The organism is Gemmatimonadota bacterium, assembly GCA_040388535.1.
Taxonomy (GTDB): Bacteria; Gemmatimonadota; Gemmatimonadetes; order Gemmatimonadales; family GWC2-71-9; genus Palsa-1233.
Genome location: JAZKBR010000006.1, coordinates 20,368 through 47,086, shown reverse-complemented (window position 1 = coordinate 47,086; position 26,719 = coordinate 20,368). Strand labels below are relative to the sequence as shown.

Below are 26,719 nucleotides of genomic sequence, written 5' to 3'. Positions count from 1 at the left end.
AAGCGGGAGACGGGGTGGAGCGGAACACGCTCACCCCGTCCCCTACGCAACGATCCCTGAAAAGCGGGAGACGGGGTGGAGCGGAACACGCTCACCCCGTCCCCGAAGCGACGATCCCTGAAAAGCGGGAGACGGGGTTCGAACCCGCGACCCTCAGCTTGGGAAGCTGATGCTCTACCAACTGAGCTACTCCCGCGACCTGCGGAGAAAGTAGCGCCCCGCTCTCAGGCGATCAACAGTGGTCTACTTCGACGTCACCAGCGCGAGCCGCATGATCTTCCAGTCCTTCATGCCTCGCCGCAGGACGATCAGGTAGCGCTCCACCACGGTGGGACCGCTGGCCGGGTGATAAGTCGCCGTCCCCATGTCGACCGCGGTATTGCCGAAGACCCGCATCGAATCAGACTTGATCACCAGATGCGGCCACTTGGCGGCACCGGTCGCGAGGGCCTTGCCGATGGCGACCCGTCCCATCTGCACCGTGCCGTCGGCCATCATCACGCTGGCCTCGGGGTCGAACAGGGCGGTGACGGCCGCTGCATCCTTCCGGTTGTAGTCGTCGGCATACTCGGTCCGGAAGGTGGCCAGCTCCGTCATGGCGGTGCGGAGGGGGACTCGACCCTCCTCGATCTGGGCCTGGAGGACCGCGGGTGTCGCGATGGCAAGCGCGGTCAGGAGCGAAACGGAGAGGCGGACGGGGAAGCGCATGGAGCCTCGGGGCGGTGGGAGGGAACGTTGGACCTGCCAGACGTTACCTCCCGAAACCCGACTCCGTCAGGTCACCAGCTCAATGGAAGACCCCGTCGAGGATGTCGGCGACCCAGCCGCGGTCGTCGAGCAGCACTACCCGGTTCCCCACCAGGGCGTAGCTGTATCGTGGCGCCGGCGGCGGCATCAGCACCACGACATCCCGGGCGAGAGCGCGCTTCGCGATCCCGGGCGGGAGCGGGCGCCCCACCACCACGAGTCGGGACACCTCAGGCCGGAGCGGCGTCACGGTGATATGGTGATCACGGTAGTAAGAGTAGATCACCTGCCGATCGTTGTCGCGGAACTTGTGGTATTCCTGCGGGCGGACGACCACCACTTTCTCTTTGTGCGCTTTCCCCTACCCCTTCCCGTTGCCATTCCCCTGCGCCGTGAGTGGGGCTGCAACGATTGCGACCAGCGCAGCGAGCGCGAAGCACGGCAAGACTTTTCGGGACATCTGCCCTCCCCAATGTGACGAAGCTGATCTGGAACGAAACCGACACCCTTAGGACGATTCGCTGACCGGAGGGGGACACCGTCGCAACCTTTCGGCCCGCCAGCGTGTCATACCTAATGTCACCTTATGCCTGATCCGCAACTCCCTCCGCTCTCGCACCTGCAGTTCCTGGTGCTCGGCGTCCTCCTCACCGAGGACCAGCCGGGTCGCGCCGTGCGCGACGCGGTTGCGGAGTACGGCGTGCGCCGTTCAGGGGCCGCCTTCTATCAGCTGATGGCTCGCCTCGAGCGCGACGGCGTCGTGGAAGGGTGGTATGCGTCGCTTCAGGTCGGCGACCAGTCGGTGATGGAGCGACGCTATCGGATTACCGCTCGCGGTCGACGCGCGTGGAATGCTACCCGGGCCTTCAACGACGCCGTGGCAGCCCGGCATCGGCGCGAAGAACTCTCGGATGCGTGACCTCCGCGGCAACGGCCTTCCGGACGCGGTTCGCGAGCAGGTGTATCAGCCTGCCCGGCTCGATCTCGAGATCGCTCACCTGCGTCGACTCCGTGACGCGCATTCGCCAGCCGCTCGCATGGGCCTTCGGGCTCGGCGACTGCTGAGCATCTCGGCGCTATACACCCATTGTATCTGGATCGCCCTGACTGACCGCTCGCTCTACCTCCCGCCGCCTCATTTTCCACCACCCTCGCCGGATCGCCCTGCCATGCTCCGCTATCACCTGCGCCACGCCGTGCGTCGCCTGCTCCGTGAGCCGGCCTTCACCGTCGCTGCGATCCTGACCCTCGCGCTCGGCGTCGGCGCCAATGTCGCCGTCTTCGCCGTCGTCGAGGCAGTCCTGTTGCGTCCGCTGCCCTACCCGGCCGCGAACGAACTCGTGGTGCTCAACCATCGCGATATCAACACCGGAATTTCGAAGTCGTTCATCGCCATTGGCGACTTCGTCAATCTGGCGGAGCGACAGCAGGTGTTCACGAAGCTCGCGGCATATGGTAACTCGCAGGCGACAGTCTTCGGGCGGGGCGAGCCGTACCGGGTGCAGGGATTGACGGCCGGTCCCGGGCTACTCGAACTCCTCGGCGCGCGGCCTGTTGCGGGGCGACTGCTCACGACGGAAGACTCTCGCGAGGGCGCGGCGCCGGTGGTCATGCTGGGCTACCAGCTCTGGCAGGAGCGCTTCGGCGGAGATCGCGACATCATTGGCAAGAGCATCCGCCTGGGATCGATTGATCGCCAGGTGGTCGGGATCGCTCCGCGCGAGTTGCGATTCCCCCCGACCGCAGAGAGCGAGATCATCGTTCCGCAAACGATCCCGCTGGTGGCTCCAACCGCACGCAAATCGGACTGGGTTTTTGCCGTCGGGCGGCTCCGTCCCGGCCAGACCGCTGCGACGGCCACCGCCGCGTTAACCGCGCTTTCACGCCAGCTGGCCGCCGAATTCCCGCAATCGAATCGCAGTTCCACATATTTCGCCCAGGACCTGCGCGAGTCGCTGGTTGGCTCGCTCCGCCCCGCATTGCTCCTCCTCCTGGGCGCGGTGGCGGCCGTGCTCCTGATCGCGTGTGCGAACGTCGCGAACTTGTTGCTGGTGCGCGCCCTCGGCCGGCGACGGGAGATGTCGCTGCGACTCGCGTTGGGTGCGGGCAGGGCACGGCTCGCCGCGCAGATGGCCGCCGAGAGCCTGGTGCTGGCAGCTGTCGCTGGCGTGGCAGGTCTCGCATTCGCAACGCTGGGCGTCCGGGTCGTCGTTGCGCTGATTCCCGCCTCGCTCACCGCGCCCGGGCTGTCGGACGTCAGACTGGACGGCTGGGTCCTTGCTTTCGCCCTCGGGGTCACGCTGATCGCCGCCGTCGTCTTCGGGGTGGTCTCCACCCTCACCATCCGCTCCGATGATGCTGCCGGGGCGCTGGTGACCGGGGCGCGAGCTTCCAGTGGCACGGGTGCACGCCGAGCCGCGGCGGCGCTGGTGGTGTTCGAGATGGCCTTTGCCATCGTACTGCTGATGGGCGCGGGGCTGATCGTGCGCAGCTTTGTGTCACTCGTGCGCGTCAACCCGGGATTTCTCACCGACCATGTGCTCACCGTGCCAATCACCATCCCCGGGGCCCGCTTCGATTCGGTCCCGGCGCGCGCCCAATACTATGCCAGTGCGTTCCGCGAGATCGCGGCGATTCCCGGAGTGCAGTCGGTCGGCACCGCTGCGGTGACGCCGCTGACGGGAAACAACTGGACCACCTCCTTCGAACTTCCCGAACATCCTGTGCCTGCGGGTGAGCAGGCACCCGAAGTCGGCTGGCAGGTCGCCTCCGATGGCTACTTCCGCGCGCTCCGCATCCCGTTGATCAGCGGGCGACTCTTTGATGGCACCGAACGCCCGGGCGCTCCAGGCACCGTCATCGTCAGCCAGGAAGTGCAGCGCAGCTATTTCGGCGGAGCCAATCCGGTCGGGCGCACGGTAAAGATCGGGGGCGATCCGGTCCTGGTGGTCGGTGTCGTGGGTGACATTCGTCGAGCGGGACTCCGGGACGCGCCGCGCGCCGACATCTACCTGCCGTTCGCCCGCAATTCGGCGCGCAACACGACGCTCTTCGTGCGCACCACCGACGATCCCGCCACGCTGATGCCGGCGATTCGGGAAATTCTCCGCCGGCTCGAGGCCAACACCGTACTGCAACAGGCGCAGACACTTGACGCTGTGGCCAGCGAATCGATCGGCGACCTCAGGCTGGTGCTCTGGCTGCTCGCGCTATTCGCGGTCACCGCACTGACCCTGGCAGCGGTCGGGATCTATGGGGTGATGTCCTACGTAGTCCGGCAGCGTACCCGCGAGATCGGAACCCGGATCGCTCTGGGTGCATCGCGCGGGAGCATCATTTGGCTGGTGATGCGCGAGGGAGGCGCCATCGCTGCCATCGGTGGCGCCTCGGGATTGCTCCTGGGCCTCCTCGCCACCCGGTGGCTCGGCTCACTGCTCTACGGCATCGGCAGCACTGACCCGATCGCGCTCGCCGGCGCGACCACCCTGTTGACGATTACCGCGCTGATCGCCTGCTACCTGCCGGCACGCCGCGCCGCCGGGCTCGATCCGGCGCGGACCTTGAGTTCTCAGTGACGACCCGCGATGCCCTCACTCTTCGCGGAGCGCGGCGAGGGGATCGATGCGCGCCGCGCGTGAAGCCGGCAGGAGGGCTGCGCAACCGGCGACCCCCAGCATCACCAGCGCCACTGCGCCGAACGTGACTGGATCAAGTGCCCGGACACCGTAGAGAAGTGGCTCGATGAACTTGCCAGCTACCACGGCGACGGCGCAGCCGACCACGACACCGAGCACCACGAGGCGGATGGAAGAGCCCACCACGAGGCCCACGATACGCTCCCGCGGCGCACCGAGTGCGAGCCGGATCCCGATCTCGTGTTTCCGGTCGGAGACGAAGTAGGCCACAAGGCTGTAGAGCCCGATCGACGCCACCAGCAGCGCGAGTCCGCCCAGCATCCCGAACACCGTCGCGCCAAGGCGCCAGGATCGTGATTGCGGGTCGATGATCTGTTGCAGGGTGCTGGCCTTGGCGAAGCGAAGATCCGGTGCCGCCGTGAGGACCGCGTTCCGGACTGGCGGTACCAGTCCCGCCGGGTCACCGCTCGCGCGCGCGAGCAATGCCGCGCCACCGAAGCCGCTCTCCTGCCCCAACGGGATGTAGTAGTGCATCGACGGCGACTCGATCAACGCATCACGGTGGGTGTCCGCGGCGATCCCCACGACCCGGGCGCAGGGAATCGAATCGGCACCGATCACGATGCACTCGCCGATGGGATCGGCACCGCGCCAGAGCATCTTCGCCATCAGCGCGCTGACAATCGCCACGCGTTCGCTCCCGGCGCGGTCGCCGGGGCCGAAAGGGCGCCCCCGGAGCATCGGAGTCCCCACCGTTTCGAAGTAGCCGGGCGATACCGCGCTCAGACTCGGCAGCTGCTCGATGGTAAGAGTGTCGCGACCGGGTATGCGGAGGAATACCTTGAAATCGGCACCGAATGGGAGCCCGACGGCGACGCTCGCCATCTGGACGCCAGGAATCTGTCGCACCTGGCTCGCGAGCGCCTCGCTCGCACTGAGACGCCGCGCCACTTCCGCGTCGCGGGCAGGGCCGATCGGGTACTTCCCCAGCCCGCCCCAGTTGAGCGGCATGACCACCACTCGCTCAGGTTGAATACCGAGGTCGATCGCGCGAATTCGCGCAAGACTCCGCAAGAAGAGTCCCGCACCAATCAGCAGGAGAACCGAGAGCGCCGTCTGCGCGACCGTAAGCAATGCCCTGACTCGGGTGCCGCCTTCGCCTCCCGCCCGCCCCTTTCCCTTCATCGCGCTCGCCAGATCGGCGCGGCTTGCACGCACGGCTGGGAGAAGCGAGACCAGCACGCCGAGGCCGAGCGAAAGCAGGGCGTCAAAGAGGAGCACCCGGCCGTTGAGCGGCGAAGCGGGCCAGGAGATCTCGGGAAGGAGGGTCTGGCGCACCAGCTGCGCCGACAGCGACGCGACACCCAGGGCGGCGATTCCGCCGAGTACCGCAAGCAGCGACCCTTCGACCAGGAAGAGCCGGACAAGGCGCGAACGGCCGGCGCCCAGAGCAGTCCGGATTGCAACCTCGGGCCGTCGCCGGACGATTCTGGCGAGCAACAGATTGATGACATTCGAGCAGGCAATCAGCAGTACGACGAGGGCCACAGCGGCGAGCCAGCGGGCGACCGCGACCTCGGAGGGTGCCTCGCCGTGCGCGTCGGCGCCCAACGGCACCATCGCAATGCGCCCATTCGCGATCGCCTTGCCAGGCCCGGTGTAGGCGAGACGGTGGGCGCGGGTTGCGTCCTCACTTGCCTGCTCGCGCGTGACGCCCGGAGCCAGCCGACCAACGATCTGCAGCCACTGGGCCGTCCAGGTGGTGGTCCAGCCCTTGGTCGTGCGCGCGCCGAGGAGACTCATCGGCAGCCAGAGATCGGCATGCCCGAGCGTCACACCGGTGAAGCCATGAGGTGCCACGCCGACAACGCGATACGATTCATCGTTGATGATGATCGACCGGTTCAGCACATCCGTCGTGCCCCCCAACTCTGACTGCCAGTACGTGTCACCAACGACGACCACGTGCTCGGCACCTTCGGTGGCGTCCTCGGCGCTGGTGAAGAATCTGCCCCGCAGCGGCTGCACCCCGAGTAGCGGGAAGTAGTTTGCGGTAGCGTAGCTCGCAATGGCCGGCTGCACCTCGGTTCCCGTGCCGATCACCACGCTCACATCCGCGAAGGCAGCGAGCCCGTCGAAGGACTTCGCCTCACGACGAACGCCTTCCAGCGAAGCATATCCGAAGTAGTTGCTCGCCCGCTCTTCACCGCGGGCATTCTGGCGAAGCGAGTACATCTCGACCAGACGATCCGGCGCATATACGTGCTCGGGCCCGCGGAGGAGTAGCCGATCCACCACGCCGAACATGGTGGCATTCGCACCGATGCCCAGGGCGAACACTGCCACAACAAACAGGGTGAATGCGGGCTCGCGTCGCAAGCCGCGCACGGCGAAGCGGAGATCACTCCACAAGTCGACCACCCAGCGCACCCGGCGGCCATCGTGATGCCGCTCACGGGTGAGAGCGACGCCGCCAAATGCCACCAGCGCGCGTCGCCGCGCTTCATCGGCCGGCACCCCTTCGGCGACGTGCTTCGCCGTCTCGAACTCGATGTGGAGCGCAATCTCCGCGTCCAGTTCGCGCTCGGCGCGACCAGGGTTCAACAGGGCGCCGAGTCGGCGCCGCAGCCCCGAAAACGCGCTCATGGTTACTCCTCCCTCAGGGCGACGACTGGATCGGCGCGCGACACGCGCCACGCCGGCAGCCAGGTCGCGGCGAGCGCGATCAATCCGAGCAGAAGCGGCACCGCGATGAACGTCACCGGATCGGCCGGTGTGATGTTGTAGAGCATCGACTGCAGGCTGCGCGTCCCGATGAGGGCGAGAACGGTGCCGCAGACGATGCCAAGTCCCGCAAGCGTGAGTCCGTGCCTGACCACGAGCCACCGCACCGATGCGGGGCGGGCCCCCAGTGCCAGGCGAATGCTCATCTCGCGGGTGCGTTGGCGGGCGAGTTGCGCCATCACGCCGTACACGCCCACCATCGCGAGCAACAAGCCCACTACTGCGAAGGCGAGGAGGAGGATGGTCATGAAACGAGGGCGTGCGTATGACGAGTGCCGCACCTCGTCGAGCGAGCGGATCCCACGGATCGCCAACTGCGGGTCGAGCCGCCTGATGAGTTGGCGGACGGCCGGAGCGACGGCAGCCGGGTCCCCACTCGAGCGGAGCAGCAGGGTCATCGCACTACTTGAGTTCTGGTATTGCGGGTCCAGGATTTCCGGGACAGGCTCGACATCAAGTCCGGCCTGCCGCTCGCTGCCGACAACCCCGACGATGGTCCGCCAGACGGAGGTGGAGTCGGGGACTCGATCGAAGGCGACGCGAAGGCCGATCGGATTCTGTCCCGGAAAGAATTTGGTGGCGAGTGCCTGATTGATGAGCACAACTCGTGGGGCCTGCCCGTCATCACCGACTGTGAATCCGCGACCTGACAACAATGGCACGCGCATCACAGCGAGGTACTCTGGCGAGATGGTGCGGTGTACCACCTCCGTGCCCCCACCGCTCGGCCCCTGCCCCAGCACACTGAAGTCGCTGCTCCACGAGGTCGTGGTCAACGGCAAGTGAGATGCAAATGCAGCGGACTGAACTCCCGGGAGCGTCGCCGCCTCGTTCTTCAGTTGAATGAAGAACCCACCAATGCGTTGGGGAGTCGTGTACTCCGTTTCGGGAAGCGCGAGACTGACGGCGAGCACGCCGCCGGAGTCGAAACCCGGGTCGACGTCCTGCAACCGTAGCAGCGAACGCGTCAGGAGTCCCGCGCCCACCGTGAGCAGCATCGCGAGCGCGACTTCGGCGACGATCACCAGATCGCTGAGCTTCCGGCCACGATTGCCGATGCCTCCGCCGCGTCCACCGGTTCGAAGTCCCACGGCGGGCGTTCGGTCGGCGCCCCAGAGCGCTGGCGCGAGCCCGAATAGCACTCCACTCACCGTGGCAATCCCGAGGACGAAGGCGAGTACCCGCCAGTCGAGCTGCACATCGGCAGTGGGAAGCATTCCGACTGGCTGCAGCGAGAGGAGGAGTCGCGCGCCGAGCCAGCCGAGCCCCAGGCCGACGGCGCCCCCGAGGAGCGAGAGCACGAGCGAGCCGGTGATGGCCTGACGCGCGAGTCGGAACCGGCTCGCGCCGAGCGCCACGCGGACAGCGTATTCGCGATCGCGCGAGGCGGCCTGCACCAGCAGCAGGTTGCCGACATTGGCACAGGCGATGAGCATCAGCACGGCAACGCCACCGAGCAGGACCAACAATGGTCCCCGGGCACTGCCCGTGATGAACTCGTGCAGCGGCGTGATGCCCGCGCCCATATGGATATTGGTCGCGGGGTAGTCCTGCTCCAGCCGGTGGGCGATCGTCTGCAGCTCGGCGTTTGCGCCCTGAACCGAAACCCCTGGCTGCAATCGCGCGATGACCCGCAGAAAATGAGCGCGCCGAAAGAAGACCGCCGAGCGATTCGCCGCCGGCCACGCCATCGGCGTCCAGATATCGGTGTCCTGGAATGGGTACGCGAAGCCCTCAGGCATCACGCCGACGACCTGCATCGGCTTGCGGTCGATGGTGACACTCTTGCCGATGATCGCGGGGTCGCGGTTGAAGCGATCTCGCCAGAGTCGATAGCTGATAACGCCAATGCCGGCACCGGCCTCCCACGACTCCGCCTCCACGAACCCTCGACCCAGCAGTGGTGCAACCCCGAGCACGCTGAAGAAGGAGCCCGTGACGGTGGCCCCGCTCACGAGTTGTGGCCCGTCGCTGCCCGCGAGCGTGAGTCGCTGGGAAAACGAGAGCCAGGCGGCTGCGTCCTTGAACGATTTGACCTGGCTGCGCCAGTCGAGAAAATTGGCCGGCGCCGCATCCTGCTGATGCCAGTCCCGATCCGGGTTCTCTTCCCACACGGCGACCAGCTCATCCGGATGCGGAAAGGGGAGCGGACGCAGCATCACCGCGTTGACCGTGGAGAAGATCGCCGTGTTCGCACCGATGCCGAGGGCGAGCGTGAGGACTGCTGTCAGGGTGAGCACTGGGTTGCGACGCAAGCTGCGGAGCGCGTAGCGGAGGTCGCCCCGCAGGTCGTCGAACCAGCGGGTCCCGCGACCGTCGCGATGCAGTTCGCGAGTGACCTCGATGCCACCAAATGCCACCAGGGCACGCCGACGTGCTTCAGCAGGGGTCATCCCGAGTGCGACATTTCGCGCCGTCTCGAGTTCCAGGTGCAGCGTGATTTCTTGATCGAGCTCCCCCTCGACCCGATCACGAAAGAGTGCGGTACGGAACCGGCGGAGCAAGCCGCGTGGCGCCCCCATCAGACACCTTCCTGGAGAATGAGGTCGACCACTTCGACATAGCGGCGCCAGCTTGCCGTCTCGGCCCCGAGGGCGCGGCGTCCTGCGGCTGTCAGCCGGTAGTACTTCGCCTGCCGATTGTTCTCTGTCGTGCGCCAATCGCTATCGAGCCAGCCGCGAAGTTCCAGGCGCTGCAGCGCCGGATAGAGCGAGCCCTGGTTGACCTCGAGCACGCCCCGGGAGAGCTGTTGCATCCGTTGCGAGATGCCCCAGCCGTGCATTGCCTCGAGGGTGAGGGTCTGCAGGATGAGCAGGTCCAGTGTGCCACGCAGCACATCTGAGGGAATCGGGGTCGGGACGGTGGCCATCGGGCTCTCCTGTCGAGTTCCAAGAGAAGCTCCGCGAACTTCTGTCGAAAGTCAATACAAGTGACACCGCACTGGAACCGATTCCACTCGAGTCAAGCCAAAAGGGGCCAGCGCGGTTGCGCTGACCCCTTCGAGACCGAGCCGTCCTTCCTCCGGCTACTTCTGCCGGTACCGCCAGGCGACGATCCCATCGCCCTTACCCTCGGCGCGCCATTCGTGCTTCTCGCCGGGCTGCAAGGCGGGGATGGCGACATCAGAGCCCGAGACTACCGCGCCATCGGCATTCAGGAACTCGACCACAATGGTCAGCGCGGCCGCTGGCAGGGACTTCCCGGCGTCATCCTGCGCCTGACGACCGACTGCGTGACCGGTCAGGGTGGCGCTGTCCTTCTTCCGCTGCAGCATGTCGACCTCCACCGAGGTCGGGAGCCGGATCAGCTTGGTGACCGTCTTGATAAGGTCATCCTGCTTGTTCTGCATCCGGTACCCTTCGCCGAGGTACTTCAGGTTCGACTCGTTGAGAGGCTCCATCGCGACCAGCTTGAGTGCTGCAGGTACCAGCTTGTCGCCTGCCTTCATGGCGAGGTAGGTGTTCGCGAGGTTCGCAAGCGCCACCCGGTCACCGGGAGAGGCCGCGGAGACCTTCTCGAACACGTCGGCCGCCTCGGCGTACTTCTTCTCGTTGAAGAGATTCACACCCATCGAGGTGAGATCTTCGTTGCTGAGGGTACCGGCCGTCGCGCCGGCAGAGAGCATCTGCTGCTGAAGCTGCGACGCTTCGGCCGTCGCCCCAGTGGCTCGCAGCGAGAGGATAAGCGCCTTCTTGGCCTCGACGTCATTGGGCTCCCACGTCAGGTAGCGCTTCAATTCGGCGGCCGCTTCGGCGTGCTTGTCCATCCGCTGGAGGATTGCGGCGAGATTGAAGGTCGACCCGTTGCGAATCGGATTGAACTTCTCGTCCTTGATCGCCTTCTCCTGCGCGAGCTTGAAGTACACCGCCGCGCTGTCGTCCTTGCCTGAGTTGGCATAGAGTACGGCCAGGTTGTAGAAACCCTGCGGGAAGTCACGCGAAATGATTGACGCCTGCTGGAACAGGGCGAGCGCCGAGTCCGGTGAGTTGTTGCGGACGGCTTCGGCAGCAGGAGTCATCAGAGCGGCCCACGCCGTCTGGCGGTACCCCTTGACGTCCTCGGCGCACTCGGGCTGCAGGGCGACGGCTCTCGTGAAGGCAGTATCGGCACCGCGCAGATCGCCGAGATTCAGGTCGAGGCGGCCGAGATAGTACCAGGCGGCAGCGCTCTTGTCCTGGCCCGAATTGGAAATGGCTTCGGTGATGACCTGGACGCCTTTCTTGAGCTGGCTCTCGCGCTTGATCGGATCGGGGACTTCGACGCCCGTCTTCAAGTAGGTGGCTCCGCTCGAGACGCGGAAGTCGCCGCCCTTGAGCTGGCACATTGGCCCCTGATACTTGGTCGACATGGCCATCCGGACGCGCTGGTTGTAGTCCTGGGCGCGTACCGTCATCGGTACAGCCACGACGCTTGCCAGCATCAACAGACCAATCTTTCGCATTGCTGCTCCTCGAATCGGATCGACGAAGGCGGACCGCAGTGTCCGCCTGGGGTACCACATTGACCACCTGAGTACGCCGGAAGGTCACCCGGCGTTGCTGAACCCACGCTTCCGGGGATAGGGGACGACCGGCCGTCCTTCATCTACACCGAAAGAGCTAATACAACCGTCCAATATCCCTCAGGCCGGCGGCGGGAGCAAATCCCCGGGGTCCCGATAGAGCCACCCTGCCCCGGTGTTGAAGAGGATGACCTGCTCGCCGTGAGCGAGCTGGCCGCGCCGCTGGAGCTCCACGGCGGCGGCCAGACTGGCTCCCCCTTCCGGGGCAAAATCGATCCCCTCGGCCCGGGTCCCGAGCCGCGCCATCTCGGCCATTTCGGCGTCCTCGACCGCGATCGCCCCGCCCTCGGTTTCGCGAAGAATCCGGAGCATCAGCTTGTCACCCAGAGGTCCCGGTACCCGAAGTCCGCTCGCGATGGTCCAGGGGTCGGCCCAGGGCTCGGCGCTCTCGGCGCCGCTCTCGAACGCCCGCACCACCGGCGCACACCCGGTGCTCTGGACTGAGTAAAGGCGGGGCATCGGGTCGGTGACCCAGCCCGCCGCCCGGAGTTCGTGAAAGGCCTTCCACATCCCGATCAGGCCAGTGCCGCCCCCGGTCGGGTAGATGATCGCTGCGGGGAGCTTCCACCCCAGCTGCAGCGCGATTTCGAGCCCCAAGGTCTTCTTTCCCTCGATACGGTAGGGCTCGCGTAGCGTGCTGAGATCAACAGCCCCGGTTTCGGCCGCCCACGCCCGCGCCGCTTTGCCGCAATCGCCGATGTGGCCGTCGAGCAGGATCAGCTCCCCACCAAACGCGATGATCTGGGACAGGATGGTCCCCGGCGTGGTCCGCGGCGCGAAGACACGCACGGTCGCCCCCGCACGAGCCGCGTAGGCGGCGCTGGCCACTCCAGCATTCCCCGCGGTGGGAATCACGAAACGATTGGCGCCCGCCGCGACGGCGCGGGTGATCGCGGCGCTCAGACCACGCGCCTTGAACGCGCCGGTCGGATTGGTCGATTCATCCTTGATCCAGATGTTGCCGAGCTTGAGTTCCGCCGCAAGTCGCGGGGCATGCAGCAGCGGCGTATCTCCTTCGCCGAGGGTAACCGGCGCCTCGTCCCCCACCAGCGGGAGGAACGATCGAAAGCGCCACATCCCGTGGCGCCGTCGCACCTCGGCGCGCTCGGTCGTAGGATGCATTCGATCGGGGTAACGCACCAGCCAGGGTCGACCGCAGGCCGTGCAGACCGTCGGCAATCCGTCCGCGGAAGCGGTGATTCCACAATCAGAACATTCGAGATGCCAGTCCATTCAGTTGTTCACTTTCAGATGGTCGAGGATGCGAATTGCCACCGCCTCGGAGAAGCCGGGGAGCGCAGCAATATCGGCGGGAGTCGCAGCGCGGACGCCCGCAAGAGAGCCGAAGGTGGTGAGCAGCGCCCGGCGCTTCGAGGGCCCCACACCTGGAATGTCGAGCAGCGCTGACGTGATCGTGCGCTCACTGCGCCGCTTGCGGTTGTAGGCAACCCCGAAGCGATGGGCCTCGTCGCGCGCACGCTGGAGCAGGCGGAGCGCGGGGCTGCGACGGGAGAGGCGAATGGAATCGCTCTGGCCGGGGAGGAAGATTTCCTCGTCACGCTTGGCGAGCGATGCCAGCGGCACGTGCGCGACCCCGAGTGCCGTCATCGCCTCGAGCGCGGCGGAGAGCTGCCCCTTGCCGCCGTCGATGACCACCAGATCCGGGAACGGTTCCCCGGATTCCATGCGCCGGCGAAAATAGCGAGACACCACCTCGTGAATCGCGGCGAAGTCATCCTGTTGCGCGATCCCCTTGATCTTGAACTTGCGGTATTCGGATTTCTTGGGACGCCCGGCCTCGAAGGTGATCAGCGAACCCACCGTGTCCCGGCCCTGGTTGGTCGAAATATCGATGACGATGAAGGTTCGCGGAACACTCGACAGGCCCAGCTCCCGGCCCAGTGCATAGACGGGATCTTCGGCACGTTCGTCGGTCTCGAAGCTCTCCATCCGGAGCGATTCAAGCAGATGCCGGGCGTTCTGATCCGCGAGCTCACGCCATCGCGAGGCGAGCCCACGCTGGGGAATGGTGACCCGTTGTTCCGGGAGAAGCTCTTCGAGGGCACCAACTTCGGCCGGGGGAAACGGCAGCACCAGTCGGGGAACCTTCCCTGCTACCGGCAGATACCAGCGAATCAGGAACGCGGCCAACGCGTCTTCATCGGCGGTCTCCTCGACATTTTCCAGGAAGCGATGCTCGCGACCAATCACGCGACCGTCACGCACCCGAAGCAGCACGCCGACGGCGTCGTCACCGTCCCGGGCGTAGCCGATCACGTCAGCGTCGCCGGTGCCCACCACATCGACCGTGGCAGGCGACTCGACCTGTTCGAGCCACTTGAGGGTATCGCGGAGGTCGCGTGCCCGCTCGAAGTCTTCGTGCTCGCTGGCCATTTGCATCATCCCGCGAATCCGGGCCTTGAGATCGACCGTGCGCCCCTCGAGGAATTCGATCACTTCGCCGATCATCGCGCGATAGTCGGCTTCCGATTGCCAGGCCACACACGGCGCCTTGCACCGCCCGATGTGGTAATCGAGACAGGGACGCTCGCGACGCTCCCGCGGGATATCGTCGCTGCACGACCGCACCGTGAACATCCGGCGTACGAGGCCCAGCGTGCGGCGCATGTCTCCGACATCGGTGTAGGGCCCGTAGTACCGGGCACCGGCAAGATCGCGTCGACGGGTCGCGAGTACGCGAGGAAATGGATCGCCCATCGTCACGGCGATCGAAGGATAGCTCTTGTCGTCCTTGAGCCGGACGTTGAACTTCGGCAGGTACTCCTTGATCAGGTTGTTCTCGAGGAGTAGCGACTGCGCCTCGTTCGCCACCACGATGGTTTCGACATCAGCAATGGTTCGCTGCAGCCAGCGATTCTTCGGAGCGTCAGCAAAGTCGGTCGCGAAGTACGAGCGCACCCGGCTGCGAAGGTTCTTCGCCTTGCCGACATACAGCACTTCGCCGTCCTCGCCCTTCCAGAGATAGACCCCCGGGCCGTCTGGCAGCGTGTCCAGCTTGCGCTGGAGCGCTTCGTTCACGGCCGGCTCCAGAGTCGTGCTGCCACCCTGCGGATCCGCCCGGTCAGCACGGCGGACTCCGGGATGTCCAGCCCCGTGGTGATACCGAGAAAGACCACAGCGTTCAACGGAACGGTTGCGAGCAGGACGGGAATCGGAGCAGCGCCATCGGGGAGCACGAGTCGCATCGCGGTGCTCGCTGCCCCCGAGATGACGGCCGCGGTCCAGAGCTTGGCCAGCTCGGTGCGCGGAAGCGAGAAATTGCCGAGCCGACGGCGGAGACCACGGCGGAGCAGCATGAACTCGATCCATCCGGCAATCCCGGCCGTCGCCGTGATGCCGGCTGCACCCCACTTCTGGTCTATTCCGAGCAGACCCGGCATCACGCGCGCGGCCAGCAGACCGAGGACGCCAGTGAGGACGATACGGACGAGTCCGCAGCGCAGCGGCGTCGTCGTGTCGTGCAGCGCGTAGAAGGTAGAGGCATACAGTCGGCCGAGGGTCGACGCGAGCAACCCGATTGCAGAACCCGCGAGTACGATCCAGACATACTGGCTGTCGGCGTGATTGAATTTGCCGGACTGAAAGACCGCGGCGGAAATGACCCCGCCGAGACAGATGAAACCGACTGCGGATGGGATGATGTAGTAGGCCAGCCGCTGGGTGGCCGCATCGAGTCGCACGCGCAGCGCCTGTGCGATCGCTTCGGGGTCACCCCGCTCGCGCGACATCTCGGGCAATTCGGCGGCCGAGATCGCCATCCCGAACAACGAGACCGGCAGGGTGTAGAGCACCTGGGCGTTGCCCATCGCCGTGATCGCGCCAGGAATGAATCCGGCGATCCAGACGTCGATCAGGGCACTGATCTGATTGGCGCCACGCGAAATCAGGTTCGGCAGGAAGGAGTGGACCACCTGCGGGACCCCTTCCACGCCGCGCCAGTTCTGCGGCCGGATCGCACCACCGACCTGCCGGACCACCGGCCACTGCACGGCGATCTGCAGGAACGACCCGAACACGGCGCCCCAGGCAGCGACGACGACGAATCGCATCTCGCTCTTCCCGGCCGCGCCGAGGACCACCGTCAGGATGATGGTGGCATTCCAGACAACTGGCGCGGCGTAGGAGAGCAGGAACTTGCGATGCGAGTTGAGAACGCCGAGACACCACGCGGAGAGTACGAGCAGACCAGCGGCCGGGAAGAGGATCCGGACGAGGGTGGTGGTGATGTCGCGCGATTCGGGGGTGAATCTGGGAACGATCAGGTCGACGAGCCATGGGGTGGCGAGTTCGCCGGCCAGCACGAGAATCGCCACGGTTGCGGCAAGGAGGGAGAGGACGGCGCCGGCGAGGCGGCGGGCCTCCTCGTCGCGCCCCTCGCCCAGCAGGCGCGAGTAGCTCGGAATGAACGAGGCGGAGAGCGCACCTTCGCCGAAGAGATTCTGGAGGAAGTTGGGAATCCGGAACGCCGCGTTCCAGATATCGGACGCCTCCGAGATTCCGAGGTACTTGGAGAAGATCCGTTGGCGGACCAGCCCCGCAAGCCGACTGAGGAGAATGCCGGCGGCGACGAAATAGGAACCGCGGTTGGGAGCCTTCATCGCGATTCCATCTCTTCACGAAGCTGAGTGAGCAGGCTATGGAGGATATCGACGTCGCCCTCCAGCTGATCGATCCGTCGGCGGAGCTCGGCCAGTTCCTCAGCATCGCGCGGTGCGGGGCGAAGGTCCGCTTCCCTGCCGCGCACGAACCGCCGCCCGATGGGGCCGCTCACCACGATCGAGATGATCGGGATGGCCAGCGCGACGAGAAGCGCAATCCCGATGAGGGACATGAGACGAGGCTATCTCTCGCCGGGATCGGTCTCGAGGCCAGCGGCCCAGACAGTCGCCGCTGCACGTACTCCCTCGAGCCAGCCGGTGCCGTGCCGCGCGAGCAGCGAAGGCACGCTCAAGACCCGCTCCTGCGGCGCGCCGCGCGGTCGCAGGGCGTTCCGCAGCCGGAGGTATTGGGCATACGCGATATCGCCACGCTTGCGGAGGTGTCGTTCGAGCACGCGCTCGAGGTCGTCCGCAACCTGTGATAGCCGCCGCTGACGTGAAGCGATCGCCCGATCGAGCACCGCATCGATCTTTCGTCCCGCGGAGGTCAGCGTGCTGGTGGTAGCGGCGATGGCATCGCGGAGCTGGCCCAGCGCCATCGGGATTTCGTCGGGGAGGTCGCGACGCAGGATCCCGCGTCCGACGGCGCCGTCATCATCGAGGAGCGCTTCGAGGGAGAGACCGAGTCGATCGAGGAGACGCTCGGCCCACGGTTCAACCACGGTTCCGGTCCAGCGCGGCACCGGGACCTGCGGGGCGACGTCCAGTAACGGATAGAGGGTGGCGGCCTGCCGGGTCAGGTAGCGATACTCGCCCGGGCCGGCGACGTAGGCCACAGTGGGGAGCAGCGCCGCTTCGACAACAGGGCGCAGCAGCACGTTCGCCGACCATCGCTCAGGATATGCGGCGAGTTCCGCGAGCAGCGTGTCACGGGTGAAGTGCACGCCGGTACGACGCCCGCGAAAGCCGTCGCCGTCCACCAGCAAACGGTCACGTCCCGACTCGTGTTCGTAGAAGACGAGGGTGGCTCCCTCTCCAGCCGCGATGCCGGTTCCGGCGTCCGGAAGCGCAGCGAGTGCGGCGTCGAGTTCGCTGGCGCGCTCGAGCGCGCGGGTCAGCAGCGGCACTTGCGCCCGCTTGAATGCGGTGCCGGTTGGGTCGATACAGAGAATGCCCCACGGCGCCAGCAGCTCGGCAATCGCCCCGGCGTACGCCGAATGCAGCGTGTGCCCCGGTACGTAATGGCGCCGCAGCCAGGTCAGCGTCGCATCGCGCTCCTCGCCGCCAGGAAGGCTCTGCTCAAGCGTGCGGAGGCCGCTGAGGATTTCGGCTGGCAGCGGTTCACGGGCCATCGAGCGTTGCGGCGCCGCCGCGTCGCGCGGTGCGAGATGCCACTCCTGCAATGCCCCATCGGCATCGAGCCACGACGCCGTGCTCGCCTCGGCGAAATCATGATCGTCACCGGCGAGCCAGAAGAGCGGGACGACAGGACGCTTCCAGCGTGCCGAGAGTTCGGCCGCGAGTGCCGCCGCCCCAAGTGCCTTGTGCACGGTGTACAGCGGGCCGCCGAAGAGGCCAGGCTGCTGGCCCGTGGTGACAACGAGCGCTCCCGGAGCATGGAGGGCGGCGATCGCCGCTTCGGTGCCCGGGACCTGCAGCAAGGCCGGCGTGAGCAAATCAGACCAGGTCGCGGCGCGAGGCGCGATGGCCGCGCCCGGGATTACGGGGTGAGAGAATACCCGCATCACCGATTCCCCTTGTGATACGGTTCACCGTTGAGAATGGTCGTCGCTCGATAGAGCTGCTCGGCGACCACGACGCGCGCGAGTTCGTGCGGTAGCGTCAGCGGGCCGAGGCTCCAGCTGGAAGTAGCGCGCTGGCGGAGCGTGGGCGCCACCCCGACCGCGCCACCGATCACGAGTGCGTGATCGCGACCGCGCAGCCGCCACCGTTGCAGCTGTTCGGCCACTTGCTCGCTCGACCAGGGTTCACCGTCAAGATCGAGCAGCGTCAGGTCGGTATCGTCCGGCAGCGCCTCGAGCAATCGCTTTCCCTCGTCCGTTTGCTGTTGTGCCACGCTCCCCGCCCGCCCCGCTTCGCGCACTTCGCGCTCGGTCACGGCCACGACGCGCCGGAGGCGACGGAGGTACTCGTCACACGCCTCGCGGAAGGCGGGCCGGAGCTTGCCAACCGCGAGGAGGTGCAACTGCATCAGGCATACATTCCGCGGAGGCGGTGCATAGCGGCAACCCGGTCGATCGAGAGCATGTAGGCCCCGATCCGCATCGACACCGAATGCTTCTCCGACATCTCCGAGACCTCGTCGAACGCCTTGATCATGATCTTCTCGAGGCGTTCGTTGACGGTCTCTTCATCCCAGAAATAGCCGCCGCGATCCTGGACCCATTCGAAATACGAGACCGTCACGCCGCCGGCATTCGCGAGAATATCGGGAATCACGTAGATCCCCTTCTCCTCGAGAATCGCGTCGGCCTGTGCCGTCGTGGGGCCGTTGGCGCCTTCACAGATGATCTTCGCCTGAATCTGATGCGCGTTCTTGCTGGTGATGACGTTTTCGAGCGCTGCCGGCACGAGCACGTCGCACTTCAGCGTCAGCAGCTCCTCGTTGGAGATCGGCTTCCCCTTCGGGTAGCCCTCGAGCACGCGATGCTTCTTGAGCCATTCGAGCACGTCGGCAACGTCGAGCCCCTTGGGGTTGTGCACGCCCCCGCTCTTGTCGCTCACCGCGATGATCTTCATTCCTTCGGCCTGCATCAGCCGCGCGGCCGTCGAGCCGACATTGCCGAAACCCTGCACGGCAACGGTCGCGCCCGCCACCTTCTGCTTGCGCCGCTGCAGCGCGCGCTTGGTGACAACCAGGCAACCGCGGCCGGTGGCATCGCGCCGCCCGAGCGAGCCGCCCATTGCGATCGGCTTCCCGGTCACGACGGCAGTCACCGTGTGCCGCTTGTGCATCGAGTAGGTGTCCATGATCCATGCCATGACCCGCTCGTTGGTATTCACGTCGGGTGCCGGGACGTCGGAGTCAGGGCCGAGCAGGTCAATGATCGCCGAGGTGTAACGGCGAGTGACGCGTTCGAGTTCCCCGTCGGACATCGTGGTCGGGTCACAGATCACGCCGCCCTTGGCGCCGCCGAACGGCAGGTTGACCACGGCACACTTCCAGGTCATCCACGCCGCGAGTGCCTTGACCTCGTCGAGCGTCACATTGAGGTCGAAGCGAATGCCGCCCTTCGCCGGGCCGCGCGAGGTGTTATGCAACACCCGGATGCCGGTGAAGACTTCGATCTCGCCGTTGTCCCGCTTGATCGGGACCGACACGATGAGCTGCTTCTCGGGGGCGCGAAGCACCTTGTACAGTCCGGGTTCGAGCTTCAGGTGCGTCGCGGCAATGTCGAAGCGCGACATCATCGCCTCGAACGGATTCTCCTCGGAGGCAAACCGGCGGTCCCGATCCGGCTTGATGAGTGGCTTCGCCTTCGCGCCTTTGCTGCTGGACATGGGAAAATCTCCGGTCCGTCGCGGACCCTGGGGTGTTGTGCGTCAGCGGAGGCGGGCGACCACGAGGTCGAGCGCTTCCCTGAGAGTGGCCTCGCCGGATTCGAAGGTCACGGCGAGTGTAGCAACCAGCGGCTCCGGCACACTGACAGGCCAGCGGGCCCTGAGCTTCACGGCATCCTTGGCCGTCATCACCACATGATCGGCACGCCGCGAGGCATGCGCCAGCCACGCGACGTCCTCATCGCGAAACTGATGGTGGTCTTTCCAGGTGGCGACCTGGACCTGGGCCCCGGTGCGCTTCAACTGGGTCACGAAGGCATCCGGATCGGCGATGGCACTGGCAGCCACCACGCGCTTCCCTTCGAGCGACGAGACCGGTCGCTCCGCCCCACTTACCAGCCCGCGCAATACGGCAAGATCGAGCCGGGCAATCGCAGTCGGCCCCTGCACCAGCCGGCCGAACTCCTCCGCCACCGATTGCGCCGTGGCCAGGTCGGCGCGTTTGCGGGTAACGATGAGCGCGTCGGCACGCTCGAGGGCAACGGGCGATTCGCGCCATGGTCCGGCTGGCAATGGCCAGCGCACTGCACGCCGCGTCTCGGCACTGACGACGCAGATGTTGAGGTCGCGCGCCACATCGAGTCGCTGGAACGCGTCGTCGAGGACCAGCACGTCGGCGCCCTGGGCCACGGCCTCGACTGCCCCCGCGCGACGATCGGCGTTCGGCACCACGACGGCACCCGGCAAGGCTTCGCGATGCACCAGCGTTTCATCGCCCCCCACACCGCGCAAGAGGATGCCCGGCCGGTGCCCCGCCGCGAGATAGTGCTCGGCGACCCAGCCGGCGATCGGGGTCTTCCCCGAGCCACCCACAGTGAGGTTGCCAATCGCGATGGTGGGCAGCGGCATCTCGTGGGTCGCGAGCCAGCCCCGCTGATACGCCAGTCCCCGCACGTTCATCCCGAGTCGCCACAGCCCACCGGCCGGCAGTAGTGCGGCGCGGGCAAGCCGGGCATCGAGTCGGCCGCTGGTCCAGAGCCAGCGAATCAGGCGATGACCATCACCACGACGGCGCGGCATCAGGCGTGCAACTCCGACTCAAGCGCGATCAGCGCCGACTCGCAGCGTGCAATCCCGCGCGCGAGCCCATCGGGCCCGGGATCCACGGCGAACGGTTCACCATAGCCCACTCGAACCGATGCTCCCGGCTTCGGAATCACCATCCGGTCCCATGAGCGGAGTCGCCAGGCACGATCGACCTCGGCATGCAGCGGGAGAATTCGCGCGCCCACACGTTGCGCCGCGCGCACAATGCCGGGCTTGACCTCGCGCCGGGGGCCCCGCGGACCATCGGGAGTGAACGCCACCGGCACGTTGTCGTGGAGGATGCGGACAGCTCCGCGAAGGGCGCGCAGACCGCCACGAGTCGAGGAGCCCGGCAGCAAACGGTACCCGATGCTGGTGGCGAAATCGCCCAGGTAACCACCCTCGCGCGCTTCACTGACCACGATGGCGATCCCCTGGGCACGATGCTGCCAGAGCAGCGGCAGGAGTGCCTCGTGCCATAGCAGATAAATGTAGGGGGTCCCCGACGCGCGCAGCTGATGCCATCGTTCCGCGTGGTGCTGGCGGATGTGCCAGGAGCGCGCCAGGGCGCGGACGACCGGCCCACCGACGACGCGGACCACACTCGCGGGTACTGGAATCTTCACGCGACAAGCATCTGACCGGCAAGGGCCGCGAGTCGTTCGCTCGCCCCGGGTCCGCCGAGTCGTCGGCGCACCTCGGCGAGGCCGCGTCGCTGGGTGCGCGCCGCGTCGCCGGCCGGATCGAGCAACGGGAGCACGGCGCGGGCGAGGGCTTCGGGAGTCGCGGCCCCCTGAATCAACTCCGGGACGACTTCCTGTTCGGCCACGAGATTCACCAGCGACGCCCAGCGCACGGTGATCAGTCGGCGCAGCAACACAAACGTGATCGGATTGAGCCGGTACGCCACTACCATCGGCACGTCGGCGAGGGCCGCCTCGAGCGTGGTCGTGCCCGACTTTGCCAGAACCGCATCGGCCGCCGCGAGCACCTGCTCGCCGCGATCGGCCACCAGAGTGAATTCCCCGGCGTCGGGATAGGAGCCGTCGGCGGTCGCAGCAACCAGCACGTGGGAGCATCCGCCGGCCGCCAGGACGCGGCGCGCGGCGTCGCGATACGCCGGCCAGAGTCGGCGGATCTCGCCGTGCCGTGACCCCGGAAAGAGCGCCAGCACTCTGGCCCCGGCAGGAATCCCCAGCGCGGCCCGTGATGCCTCGCGACTGGGAAGCTGTTCGCCATCCACGAGTGGGTGCCCGACGTAATCCGTGGAGATGCCGACCCGGCCAAAGAAGCTCGACTCGAAGGGGAGAATCACGGCGAGGCGATCGACCGCGTGGGAAAAGCGTTCGGCGCGCTGCGGCCGCCATGCCCAGATCTGCGGTGCGATATACCAGAGCACCTTGATCCCTTCCCGCTTCGCGGACTCGGCGACACGCAGGTGAAAGCCGGGATAGTCGATCGGGATGACGAGGTCGTAGCGTCGGTTCGCGAAATCGCGGCGCAGCGATCGGAGCAGCTGGATATGCGCGGGAAACTTGTCGAGGATTTCCACCAGGCCCATCGCGGAGAGCCCTTCGATGGAGCGGCGGATCGTGGCGCCAGCCGCCGCCATCCGCGGCCCACCAACCGCATCGATGGTGGCATCGGGAAAACGTTCTCGCAGCGCGGTGACGACGCGTCCGCCGTGGAGGTCGCCCGATGGCTCCCCCGCGAGTACCAGGATCCGCGGGTTCATCGCCCGAGTGCAGGAACCGGGGCACGCTGGACGGCCGCCGTTACGTCAAGAGCGAGGGCGAGAGCACTGCGGCCTTCGGCGGCGCTCACGATGGCCGCGCGTTCGCCGCGCACCGCCGCCACGAAGGCGGCGAGCTCCAGTCCGAGGGCATCTGCTTCGGGAGCCTCGAGGGGGACCGTTTCGACGATTTCCTCGATACTGCTCCCGGTGCCCGGCCGCCAGCCATCGCGCAGCCGCATGAAGGAGCCGGTGCCGGTTGCGAGATCGAGCGATACATAGCCCGACGGCTGAAAGATCCGCAGGCGACGCACTCGATCGCGCGCCACGCGAGAGGCCGTCATCGATGCCACGGCGCCGCCGGCGAACTCTACCCGCGCATTGACCATGTCGAGGTGCGGCGAGAGCACGGAGACGCCACTCGCGCGCACATCGACGGCGGCCACGCCACCCACGAGATGATTTGCGAGATCGAGATCGTGAATCATCAGGTCGAGCACGACCGCGACATCGGTGCCGCGAGGCTGGAACGGTGCCAGTCTGATGCCTTCGAGAAAGATCGGCCGCTCGAGGACGGTCTGTGCCGCACGCACGGCACGATTGAATCGTTCGATGTGGCCGACGGCGAACACCACGCCGTGACGATCTGCTTCGGCCAGCAGTTCGTCTGCTTCCGCGAGCGTCACGGTGATCGGCTTCTCCATCAACACCGAGACGCCACGGCCGAGACACTCGAGGCCGACGTTGCGATGATACGAAGTCGGTACGGCGACCGAGACGGCGCGGACGGCACCGAGCAGCCCGTCGATCGTCTCGAACACGCGGCAACCAACCTCGGCCGCCACCGCGGCGGCACGGGCGAGATCCGCGTCATAGACTCCCACCAGCTCGGCGCCGTGCATCGACGCGAAGTGCCGGGCGTGATGGCGCCCAAGGGCACCCACCCCGACGACGCCGACCGGCAGCCGCTCGATCACGCGGGGACGCCGCGCTGGGAGGAGGAGACGAACTCCAGGAAGCGTTTTACTTCGGGCAGATCCGGCAGATCGGTGTTGGCGCGCTCGAGCGCCTGACCGAGGTTGTAATCGGAATTGAAGAAGAGGCGGTAGGCCCGCTTCAGCGCCGCGATGGTTTCGGGTGGAAAGCCCTGTCGCTGCAGGCCGATCGAGTTGAGGCCGTAGAGCTCCACCGGGTTGCCGACCGCCTTCACGAACGGCGGAATATCCTGGCTCACACGTGTGGCCCCACCGATGAAGCAGTGAGCGCCAATGGTCACAAACTGGTGCACTGCCACGAGGCCGGAGAGGGCCGCCCGATCCTGAATGGTGACGTGACCGGCCAACTGGGTGCCATTTGCGATGATGACGCCATCGCCGATGTGGCAGTCGTGGGCCAGGTGGACATACGACATGATGAAACAGTCGCTTCCGACCGAGGTCAGCCCCGAGGCCGCGGTGCCACGATTGATGGTTGAGTATTCCCGGATGATGGTGCCATCGCCGACGGTGACCCAGGTCTCCTCATCGCGATACTTGAGATCCTGCGGTGGCCCGCCGATGATGGCGCCACTCCCCACCTGCACGCGCTCGCCGAGCCGGACGTTGCGTTCGAGCGTGGTGCGTGCCGCGAGACGACAGCCGTCGCCGACGGTGACACCGGGACCGACAATGCTGAACGGGCCGATCTCGATATCGGTGCCCAGTTCCGCGGTCGGATCGATCAGCACGCTGGGATGGATGCGCTGACTCATCGATCTCTCACCGTCGCCATCATGTTCTCGACCTCGCAGACCACACGACCTTCAACGAACGCGTGGCCGCGCATCTTGCAGGTCCGCCCGCGGAACTGCAGCAGCTCCACCTCGAATCGCAACTGGTCACCGGGAACCACCGGCCGCCGGAAGCGCACGCCATCGAGCGAGGCGAAGTAGACCACCTTCGAAGCGGGGTCGTCGAAGTTGTCCATCAACAGCATCCCGCCGGCCTGCGCCATCGCTTCGACAATCAGCACACCGGGCATGATCGGATGCCCGGGAAAGTGCCCCTGGAAGAACGGCTCATTGATCGTCACGTTCTTGGTGCCCACGATCCGCACGCCCGCTTCGATTTCGACGATGCGATCGACGAGCAGGAACGGATAGCGGTGCGGGAGCACACCCATGATCCGGGTGATGTCGACCTGAGTCGGATCAGTACGGGAGCCCTGGCGTGCGAGCGCACGCGCCAGCGCCACGTTCCCCTGATGGCTCGGCTTGTCGGCGATCACGTGTCCTTCGATGCGCGCGCCGAGCAGCGCGAGATCGCCGAGAATGTCACCGATCTTGTGGCGGACGAATTCGTCGGGCCAGCGAAGTTCGCCGGTCGCCACGGCCGTGTCGGAGAGGACGACGGCCATTTCCGGTGAGGCACCCTGCAGCAGGCCGCGCTTCTGGAGCGCCTCGACTTCATGCACGAAACCGAATGTGCGTGCGGGGGCGATGTCGCGGCGGAACGACTCGGGCGAGACATCGAAGCTCGACGACTGACGGCCGATGACCGGGTGGTCCCACTCGATGGTGGCAGTGATTCGCAGCCCGTTGCCCGGCGCAACCACATACCGTGCGTCGCCTTCTTCAACGGTGAAGGGCTCAAGGACCCGCAGAACAGCGGGGTCACCTTCGCGTTCCTGGATCCCCGCCTGTTCCATGGCGTCGAGCCAGGGCAGGAACGAGCCGTCGAGAATCGGAGGCTCCGGTCCGTCGAGCTGGATCAGGAGATCGTCGAGCTGCAGTGCGTGCGCCGCAGCGAGCAGATGCTCCACTGTCTGCACGACGGCGGTCCCGGCAGCGAGGCCCGTCCGCCGTTCGGTGGCGTCGACCTGACCACTTCGCGCGGGGATCGTGGGCGCGCCCGGCAGGTCCGTTCGGCGGAAGAGAATCCCGCTACCGGGATCACCGGCGCCGAGGCGAACGGTCGTGAGGGCGCCGGTATGCAGGCCGGTACCGGAAAGTTCTGCGACGCCTGCAAGGGTCCGCCTAGCCATCTTCGCGCTCCGAGGCGAGATCTTCGAGTGCTTCATGATGCGGGGCGAGGCGATAGAGTGCGGCCAGTGCCCGCAGGAACTCGCGGTGCGGGCGTGCCGGATAACCGGAGACCGACATCCCGCTAGCCACACTGGAGATCACCGCCGACTTGGCACCGACTTTCACATCATCTCCGAGGGTGAGGTGCCCGGCCACGCCAGACTGGCCCGCGAGCACGACCCGATTGCCGATCACGGTACTGCCTGAGACGCCGACGCCCGCCATCAGCAGGCAGTCGGATCCCATGCGCACGTTGTGCCCGACGTGCACATGATTGTCGAGTTTGGAACCACGCCCAATGACGGTATCGCCGAGCGATCCACGGTCAACACAGGAGCATGACCCCACTTCGACGTCGTCCTCCAGGATGCAACCACCGACCTGCGGCACGCGCGTGTGCCCGGTGGCATCGGAGACAAATCCGAATCCGGCACCGCCGATGATGGCGCCCGCCTTGCACCAGACCCGCGACCCCAGCTCCGCGCCAGCGTGCACCACCACCTGCGCATCAAGTCGCACGTCGTCGCCGAGCAGGGCGCCGTCCTCGATCACCACATGCGGCCCGATTCGGACCCGGGCACCGAGCGTGACACTCGCGCCGATCACGGCATACGCACCGATGTGCGCGTCGGCCGGGACCGGGGTACCGTGACCGATCTGCGCTGTGGTCGCGATCTGCGGGTCGGTAGTGGATTGCGGATGGAGGACGGTCGCGACCAGAGCCATCGCGCGGGCCGGGTCGCGCACGACGATGCGGGTTGCCGGCCCGGGCTCACCGACCAGCGCTTCCGTGACGAGGACCGCGCCCGCCTGCGTGAGCGCGAGCGCCGCCACATATCGACCACCAATCGCCATCGCAAGCGCATCAGGCTCCGCCGCCTCGAGAGATCGACAGCGCCTGAGCGCCACGTCCCCGGGACCAGACAGGCGGCCACCGACCAAGTCGGCGACCGCCTGTGCCGTCAACGCGCC

Annotated in this window: 22 protein-coding genes and 1 tRNA gene; 2 read left to right on the top strand and 21 right to left on the bottom strand. The window is 66.5% G+C overall.

The annotated features are described in order from the left end of the window. Positions 1 to 123 precede the first annotated feature (123 nt). The 3 genes from V4558_13285 to V4558_13275 all read right to left on the bottom strand — a co-directional run bounded on the left by V4558_13285 (position 124) and on the right by V4558_13275 (position 1,084). Positions 124 to 196, bottom strand: a tRNA-Gly gene (locus tag V4558_13285). A gap of 47 nt (positions 197 to 243) precedes the next feature. Then, complete coding sequence (locus V4558_13280; GenBank protein MES2306475.1) at positions 244 to 708, bottom strand: nuclear transport factor 2 family protein; 465 nt, start codon at positions 706 to 708, stop codon at positions 244 to 246. Positions 709 to 787: 79 nt separating this feature from the next. Further along, complete coding sequence (locus V4558_13275) at positions 788 to 1,084, bottom strand: hypothetical protein (GenBank protein MES2306474.1); 297 nt, start codon at positions 1,082 to 1,084, stop codon at positions 788 to 790. Between the two features lie 249 nt (positions 1,085 to 1,333). Between V4558_13275 and V4558_13270 the strand changes: the two genes are divergently transcribed. Both V4558_13270 and V4558_13265 read left to right on the top strand, forming a co-directional pair. Beyond that, positions 1,334 to 1,666 (top strand): hypothetical protein, encoded by a 333-nt coding sequence (locus V4558_13270; GenBank protein MES2306473.1) that lies wholly within the window; start codon positions 1,334 to 1,336, stop codon positions 1,664 to 1,666. Then, complete coding sequence (locus tag V4558_13265; protein MES2306472.1) at positions 1,659 to 4,322, top strand: ABC transporter permease; 2,664 nt, start codon at positions 1,659 to 1,661, stop codon at positions 4,320 to 4,322. The genes V4558_13270 and V4558_13265 overlap by 8 nt, the downstream gene beginning before the upstream one ends. 15 nt (positions 4,323 to 4,337) lie before the next feature. Here V4558_13265 and V4558_13260 read toward each other — a convergent pair whose 3' ends face one another. The 18 genes from V4558_13260 to lpxD all read right to left on the bottom strand — a co-directional run bounded on the left by V4558_13260 (position 4,338) and on the right by lpxD (position 26,713). Beyond that, positions 4,338 to 7,028, bottom strand: a complete 2,691-nt coding sequence (locus tag V4558_13260) for an ADOP family duplicated permease (protein ID MES2306471.1) — start codon at positions 7,026 to 7,028, stop codon at positions 4,338 to 4,340. A gap of 2 nt (positions 7,029 to 7,030) precedes the next feature. Further along, the gene (locus tag V4558_13255; GenBank protein ID MES2306470.1) at positions 7,031 to 9,688 is read right to left on the bottom strand and encodes an ABC transporter permease; all 2,658 of its coding nucleotides are present in this window, start codon (positions 9,686 to 9,688) and stop codon (positions 7,031 to 7,033) included. After that, positions 9,688 to 10,035 carry a PadR family transcriptional regulator gene (locus V4558_13250; protein MES2306469.1) on the bottom strand — a complete coding sequence of 116 codons (348 nt, stop codon included), beginning with the start codon at positions 10,033 to 10,035 and terminating at the stop codon, positions 9,688 to 9,690. The genes V4558_13255 and V4558_13250 overlap by 1 nt, the downstream gene beginning before the upstream one ends. Positions 10,036 to 10,191: 156 nt before the next feature. Beyond that, positions 10,192 to 11,607 carry a tetratricopeptide repeat protein gene (locus V4558_13245; protein MES2306468.1) on the bottom strand — a complete coding sequence of 472 codons (1,416 nt, stop codon included), beginning with the start codon at positions 11,605 to 11,607 and terminating at the stop codon, positions 10,192 to 10,194. Between the two features lie 180 nt (positions 11,608 to 11,787). Next, on the bottom strand, positions 11,788 to 12,960 hold the full coding sequence (locus tag V4558_13240; GenBank protein ID MES2306467.1) for a threonine synthase: 1,173 nt from the start codon (positions 12,958 to 12,960) through the stop codon (positions 11,788 to 11,790). After that, positions 12,961 to 14,766 carry an excinuclease ABC subunit UvrC gene (gene uvrC, locus V4558_13235; protein MES2306466.1) on the bottom strand — a complete coding sequence of 602 codons (1,806 nt, stop codon included), beginning with the start codon at positions 14,764 to 14,766 and terminating at the stop codon, positions 12,961 to 12,963. Then, positions 14,763 to 16,346 (bottom strand): murein biosynthesis integral membrane protein MurJ, encoded by a 1,584-nt coding sequence (murJ, locus tag V4558_13230; GenBank protein ID MES2306465.1) that lies wholly within the window; start codon positions 16,344 to 16,346, stop codon positions 14,763 to 14,765. Before murJ ends, uvrC begins: the two co-directional genes overlap by 4 nt. Further along, positions 16,343 to 16,579 carry a hypothetical protein gene (locus V4558_13225; GenBank protein MES2306464.1) on the bottom strand — a complete coding sequence of 79 codons (237 nt, stop codon included), beginning with the start codon at positions 16,577 to 16,579 and terminating at the stop codon, positions 16,343 to 16,345. The genes murJ and V4558_13225 overlap by 4 nt, the downstream gene beginning before the upstream one ends. Before the next feature lie 9 nt (positions 16,580 to 16,588). Next, positions 16,589 to 18,091 carry a bacillithiol biosynthesis cysteine-adding enzyme BshC gene (gene bshC / locus V4558_13220; GenBank protein ID MES2306463.1) on the bottom strand — a complete coding sequence of 501 codons (1,503 nt, stop codon included), beginning with the start codon at positions 18,089 to 18,091 and terminating at the stop codon, positions 16,589 to 16,591. After that, positions 18,091 to 18,558, bottom strand: a complete 468-nt coding sequence (rlmH, locus tag V4558_13215) for a 23S rRNA (pseudouridine(1915)-N(3))-methyltransferase RlmH (GenBank protein MES2306462.1) — start codon at positions 18,556 to 18,558, stop codon at positions 18,091 to 18,093. The genes bshC and rlmH overlap by 1 nt, the downstream gene beginning before the upstream one ends. Next, positions 18,558 to 19,868 carry a Glu/Leu/Phe/Val dehydrogenase gene (locus V4558_13210; protein MES2306461.1) on the bottom strand — a complete coding sequence of 437 codons (1,311 nt, stop codon included), beginning with the start codon at positions 19,866 to 19,868 and terminating at the stop codon, positions 18,558 to 18,560. The genes rlmH and V4558_13210 overlap by 1 nt, the downstream gene beginning before the upstream one ends. Positions 19,869 to 19,910: 42 nt before the next feature. Further along, positions 19,911 to 20,948, bottom strand: coding sequence for a tetraacyldisaccharide 4'-kinase (lpxK, locus tag V4558_13205; GenBank protein MES2306460.1), 1,038 nt, complete (start codon positions 20,946 to 20,948; stop codon positions 19,911 to 19,913). Beyond that, positions 20,948 to 21,580 (bottom strand): lysophospholipid acyltransferase family protein, encoded by a 633-nt coding sequence (locus V4558_13200; protein ID MES2306459.1) that lies wholly within the window; start codon positions 21,578 to 21,580, stop codon positions 20,948 to 20,950. Before V4558_13200 ends, lpxK begins: the two co-directional genes overlap by 1 nt. Next, positions 21,577 to 22,689, bottom strand: a complete 1,113-nt coding sequence (gene lpxB, locus V4558_13195) for a lipid-A-disaccharide synthase (protein ID MES2306458.1) — start codon at positions 22,687 to 22,689, stop codon at positions 21,577 to 21,579. Before lpxB ends, V4558_13200 begins: the two co-directional genes overlap by 4 nt. Next, entirely contained in the window at positions 22,686 to 23,663 is a 978-nt protein-coding gene (locus V4558_13190) for a Gfo/Idh/MocA family oxidoreductase (protein ID MES2306457.1), read from the bottom strand. The genes lpxB and V4558_13190 overlap by 4 nt, the downstream gene beginning before the upstream one ends. Then, entirely contained in the window at positions 23,660 to 24,436 is a 777-nt protein-coding gene (gene lpxA / locus V4558_13185; protein MES2306456.1) for an acyl-ACP--UDP-N-acetylglucosamine O-acyltransferase, read from the bottom strand. The genes V4558_13190 and lpxA overlap by 4 nt, the downstream gene beginning before the upstream one ends. Further along, entirely contained in the window at positions 24,433 to 25,707 is a 1,275-nt protein-coding gene (lpxC, locus tag V4558_13180) for a UDP-3-O-acyl-N-acetylglucosamine deacetylase (GenBank protein ID MES2306455.1), read from the bottom strand. Before lpxC ends, lpxA begins: the two co-directional genes overlap by 4 nt. Beyond that, entirely contained in the window at positions 25,700 to 26,713 is a 1,014-nt protein-coding gene (lpxD, locus tag V4558_13175) for a UDP-3-O-(3-hydroxymyristoyl)glucosamine N-acyltransferase (GenBank protein ID MES2306454.1), read from the bottom strand. Before lpxD ends, lpxC begins: the two co-directional genes overlap by 8 nt. Positions 26,714 to 26,719: the final 6 nt, after the last annotated feature.

Coding starts and splice junctions, on each gene's coding strand:
- V4558_13280 (MES2306475.1), bottom strand. CDS start 708: ATGCGCTTCCCCGTCCGCCTCTCCGTTTCGCTCCTGACCGCGCTTGCC.
- V4558_13270 (MES2306473.1), top strand. CDS start 1,334: ATGCCTGATCCGCAACTCCCTCCGCTCTCGCACCTGCAGTTCCTGGTG.
- V4558_13265 (MES2306472.1), top strand. CDS start 1,659: ATGCGTGACCTCCGCGGCAACGGCCTTCCGGACGCGGTTCGCGAGCAG.
- V4558_13260 (MES2306471.1), bottom strand. CDS start 7,028: ATGAGCGCGTTTTCGGGGCTGCGGCGCCGACTCGGCGCCCTGTTGAAC.
- V4558_13255 (MES2306470.1), bottom strand. CDS start 9,688: ATGGGGGCGCCACGCGGCTTGCTCCGCCGGTTCCGTACCGCACTCTTT.
- V4558_13250 (MES2306469.1), bottom strand. CDS start 10,035: ATGGCCACCGTCCCGACCCCGATTCCCTCAGATGTGCTGCGTGGCACA.
- V4558_13245 (MES2306468.1), bottom strand. CDS start 11,607: ATGCGAAAGATTGGTCTGTTGATGCTGGCAAGCGTCGTGGCTGTACCG.
- V4558_13240 (MES2306467.1), bottom strand. CDS start 12,960: ATGGACTGGCATCTCGAATGTTCTGATTGTGGAATCACCGCTTCCGCG.
- murJ (MES2306465.1), bottom strand. CDS start 16,346: ATGAAGGCTCCCAACCGCGGTTCCTATTTCGTCGCCGCCGGCATTCTC.
- V4558_13225 (MES2306464.1), bottom strand. CDS start 16,579: ATGTCCCTCATCGGGATTGCGCTTCTCGTCGCGCTGGCCATCCCGATC.
- bshC (MES2306463.1), bottom strand. CDS start 18,091: ATGCGGGTATTCTCTCACCCCGTAATCCCGGGCGCGGCCATCGCGCCT.
- rlmH (MES2306462.1), bottom strand. CDS start 18,558: ATGCAGTTGCACCTCCTCGCGGTTGGCAAGCTCCGGCCCGCCTTCCGC.
- V4558_13210 (MES2306461.1), bottom strand. CDS start 19,868: ATGTCCAGCAGCAAAGGCGCGAAGGCGAAGCCACTCATCAAGCCGGAT.
- lpxK (MES2306460.1), bottom strand. CDS start 20,948: ATGCCGCGCCGTCGTGGTGATGGTCATCGCCTGATTCGCTGGCTCTGG.
- lpxB (MES2306458.1), bottom strand. CDS start 22,689: ATGAACCCGCGGATCCTGGTACTCGCGGGGGAGCCATCGGGCGACCTC.
- lpxA (MES2306456.1), bottom strand. CDS start 24,436: ATGAGTCAGCGCATCCATCCCAGCGTGCTGATCGATCCGACCGCGGAA.
- lpxC (MES2306455.1), bottom strand. CDS start 25,707: ATGGCTAGGCGGACCCTTGCAGGCGTCGCAGAACTTTCCGGTACCGGC.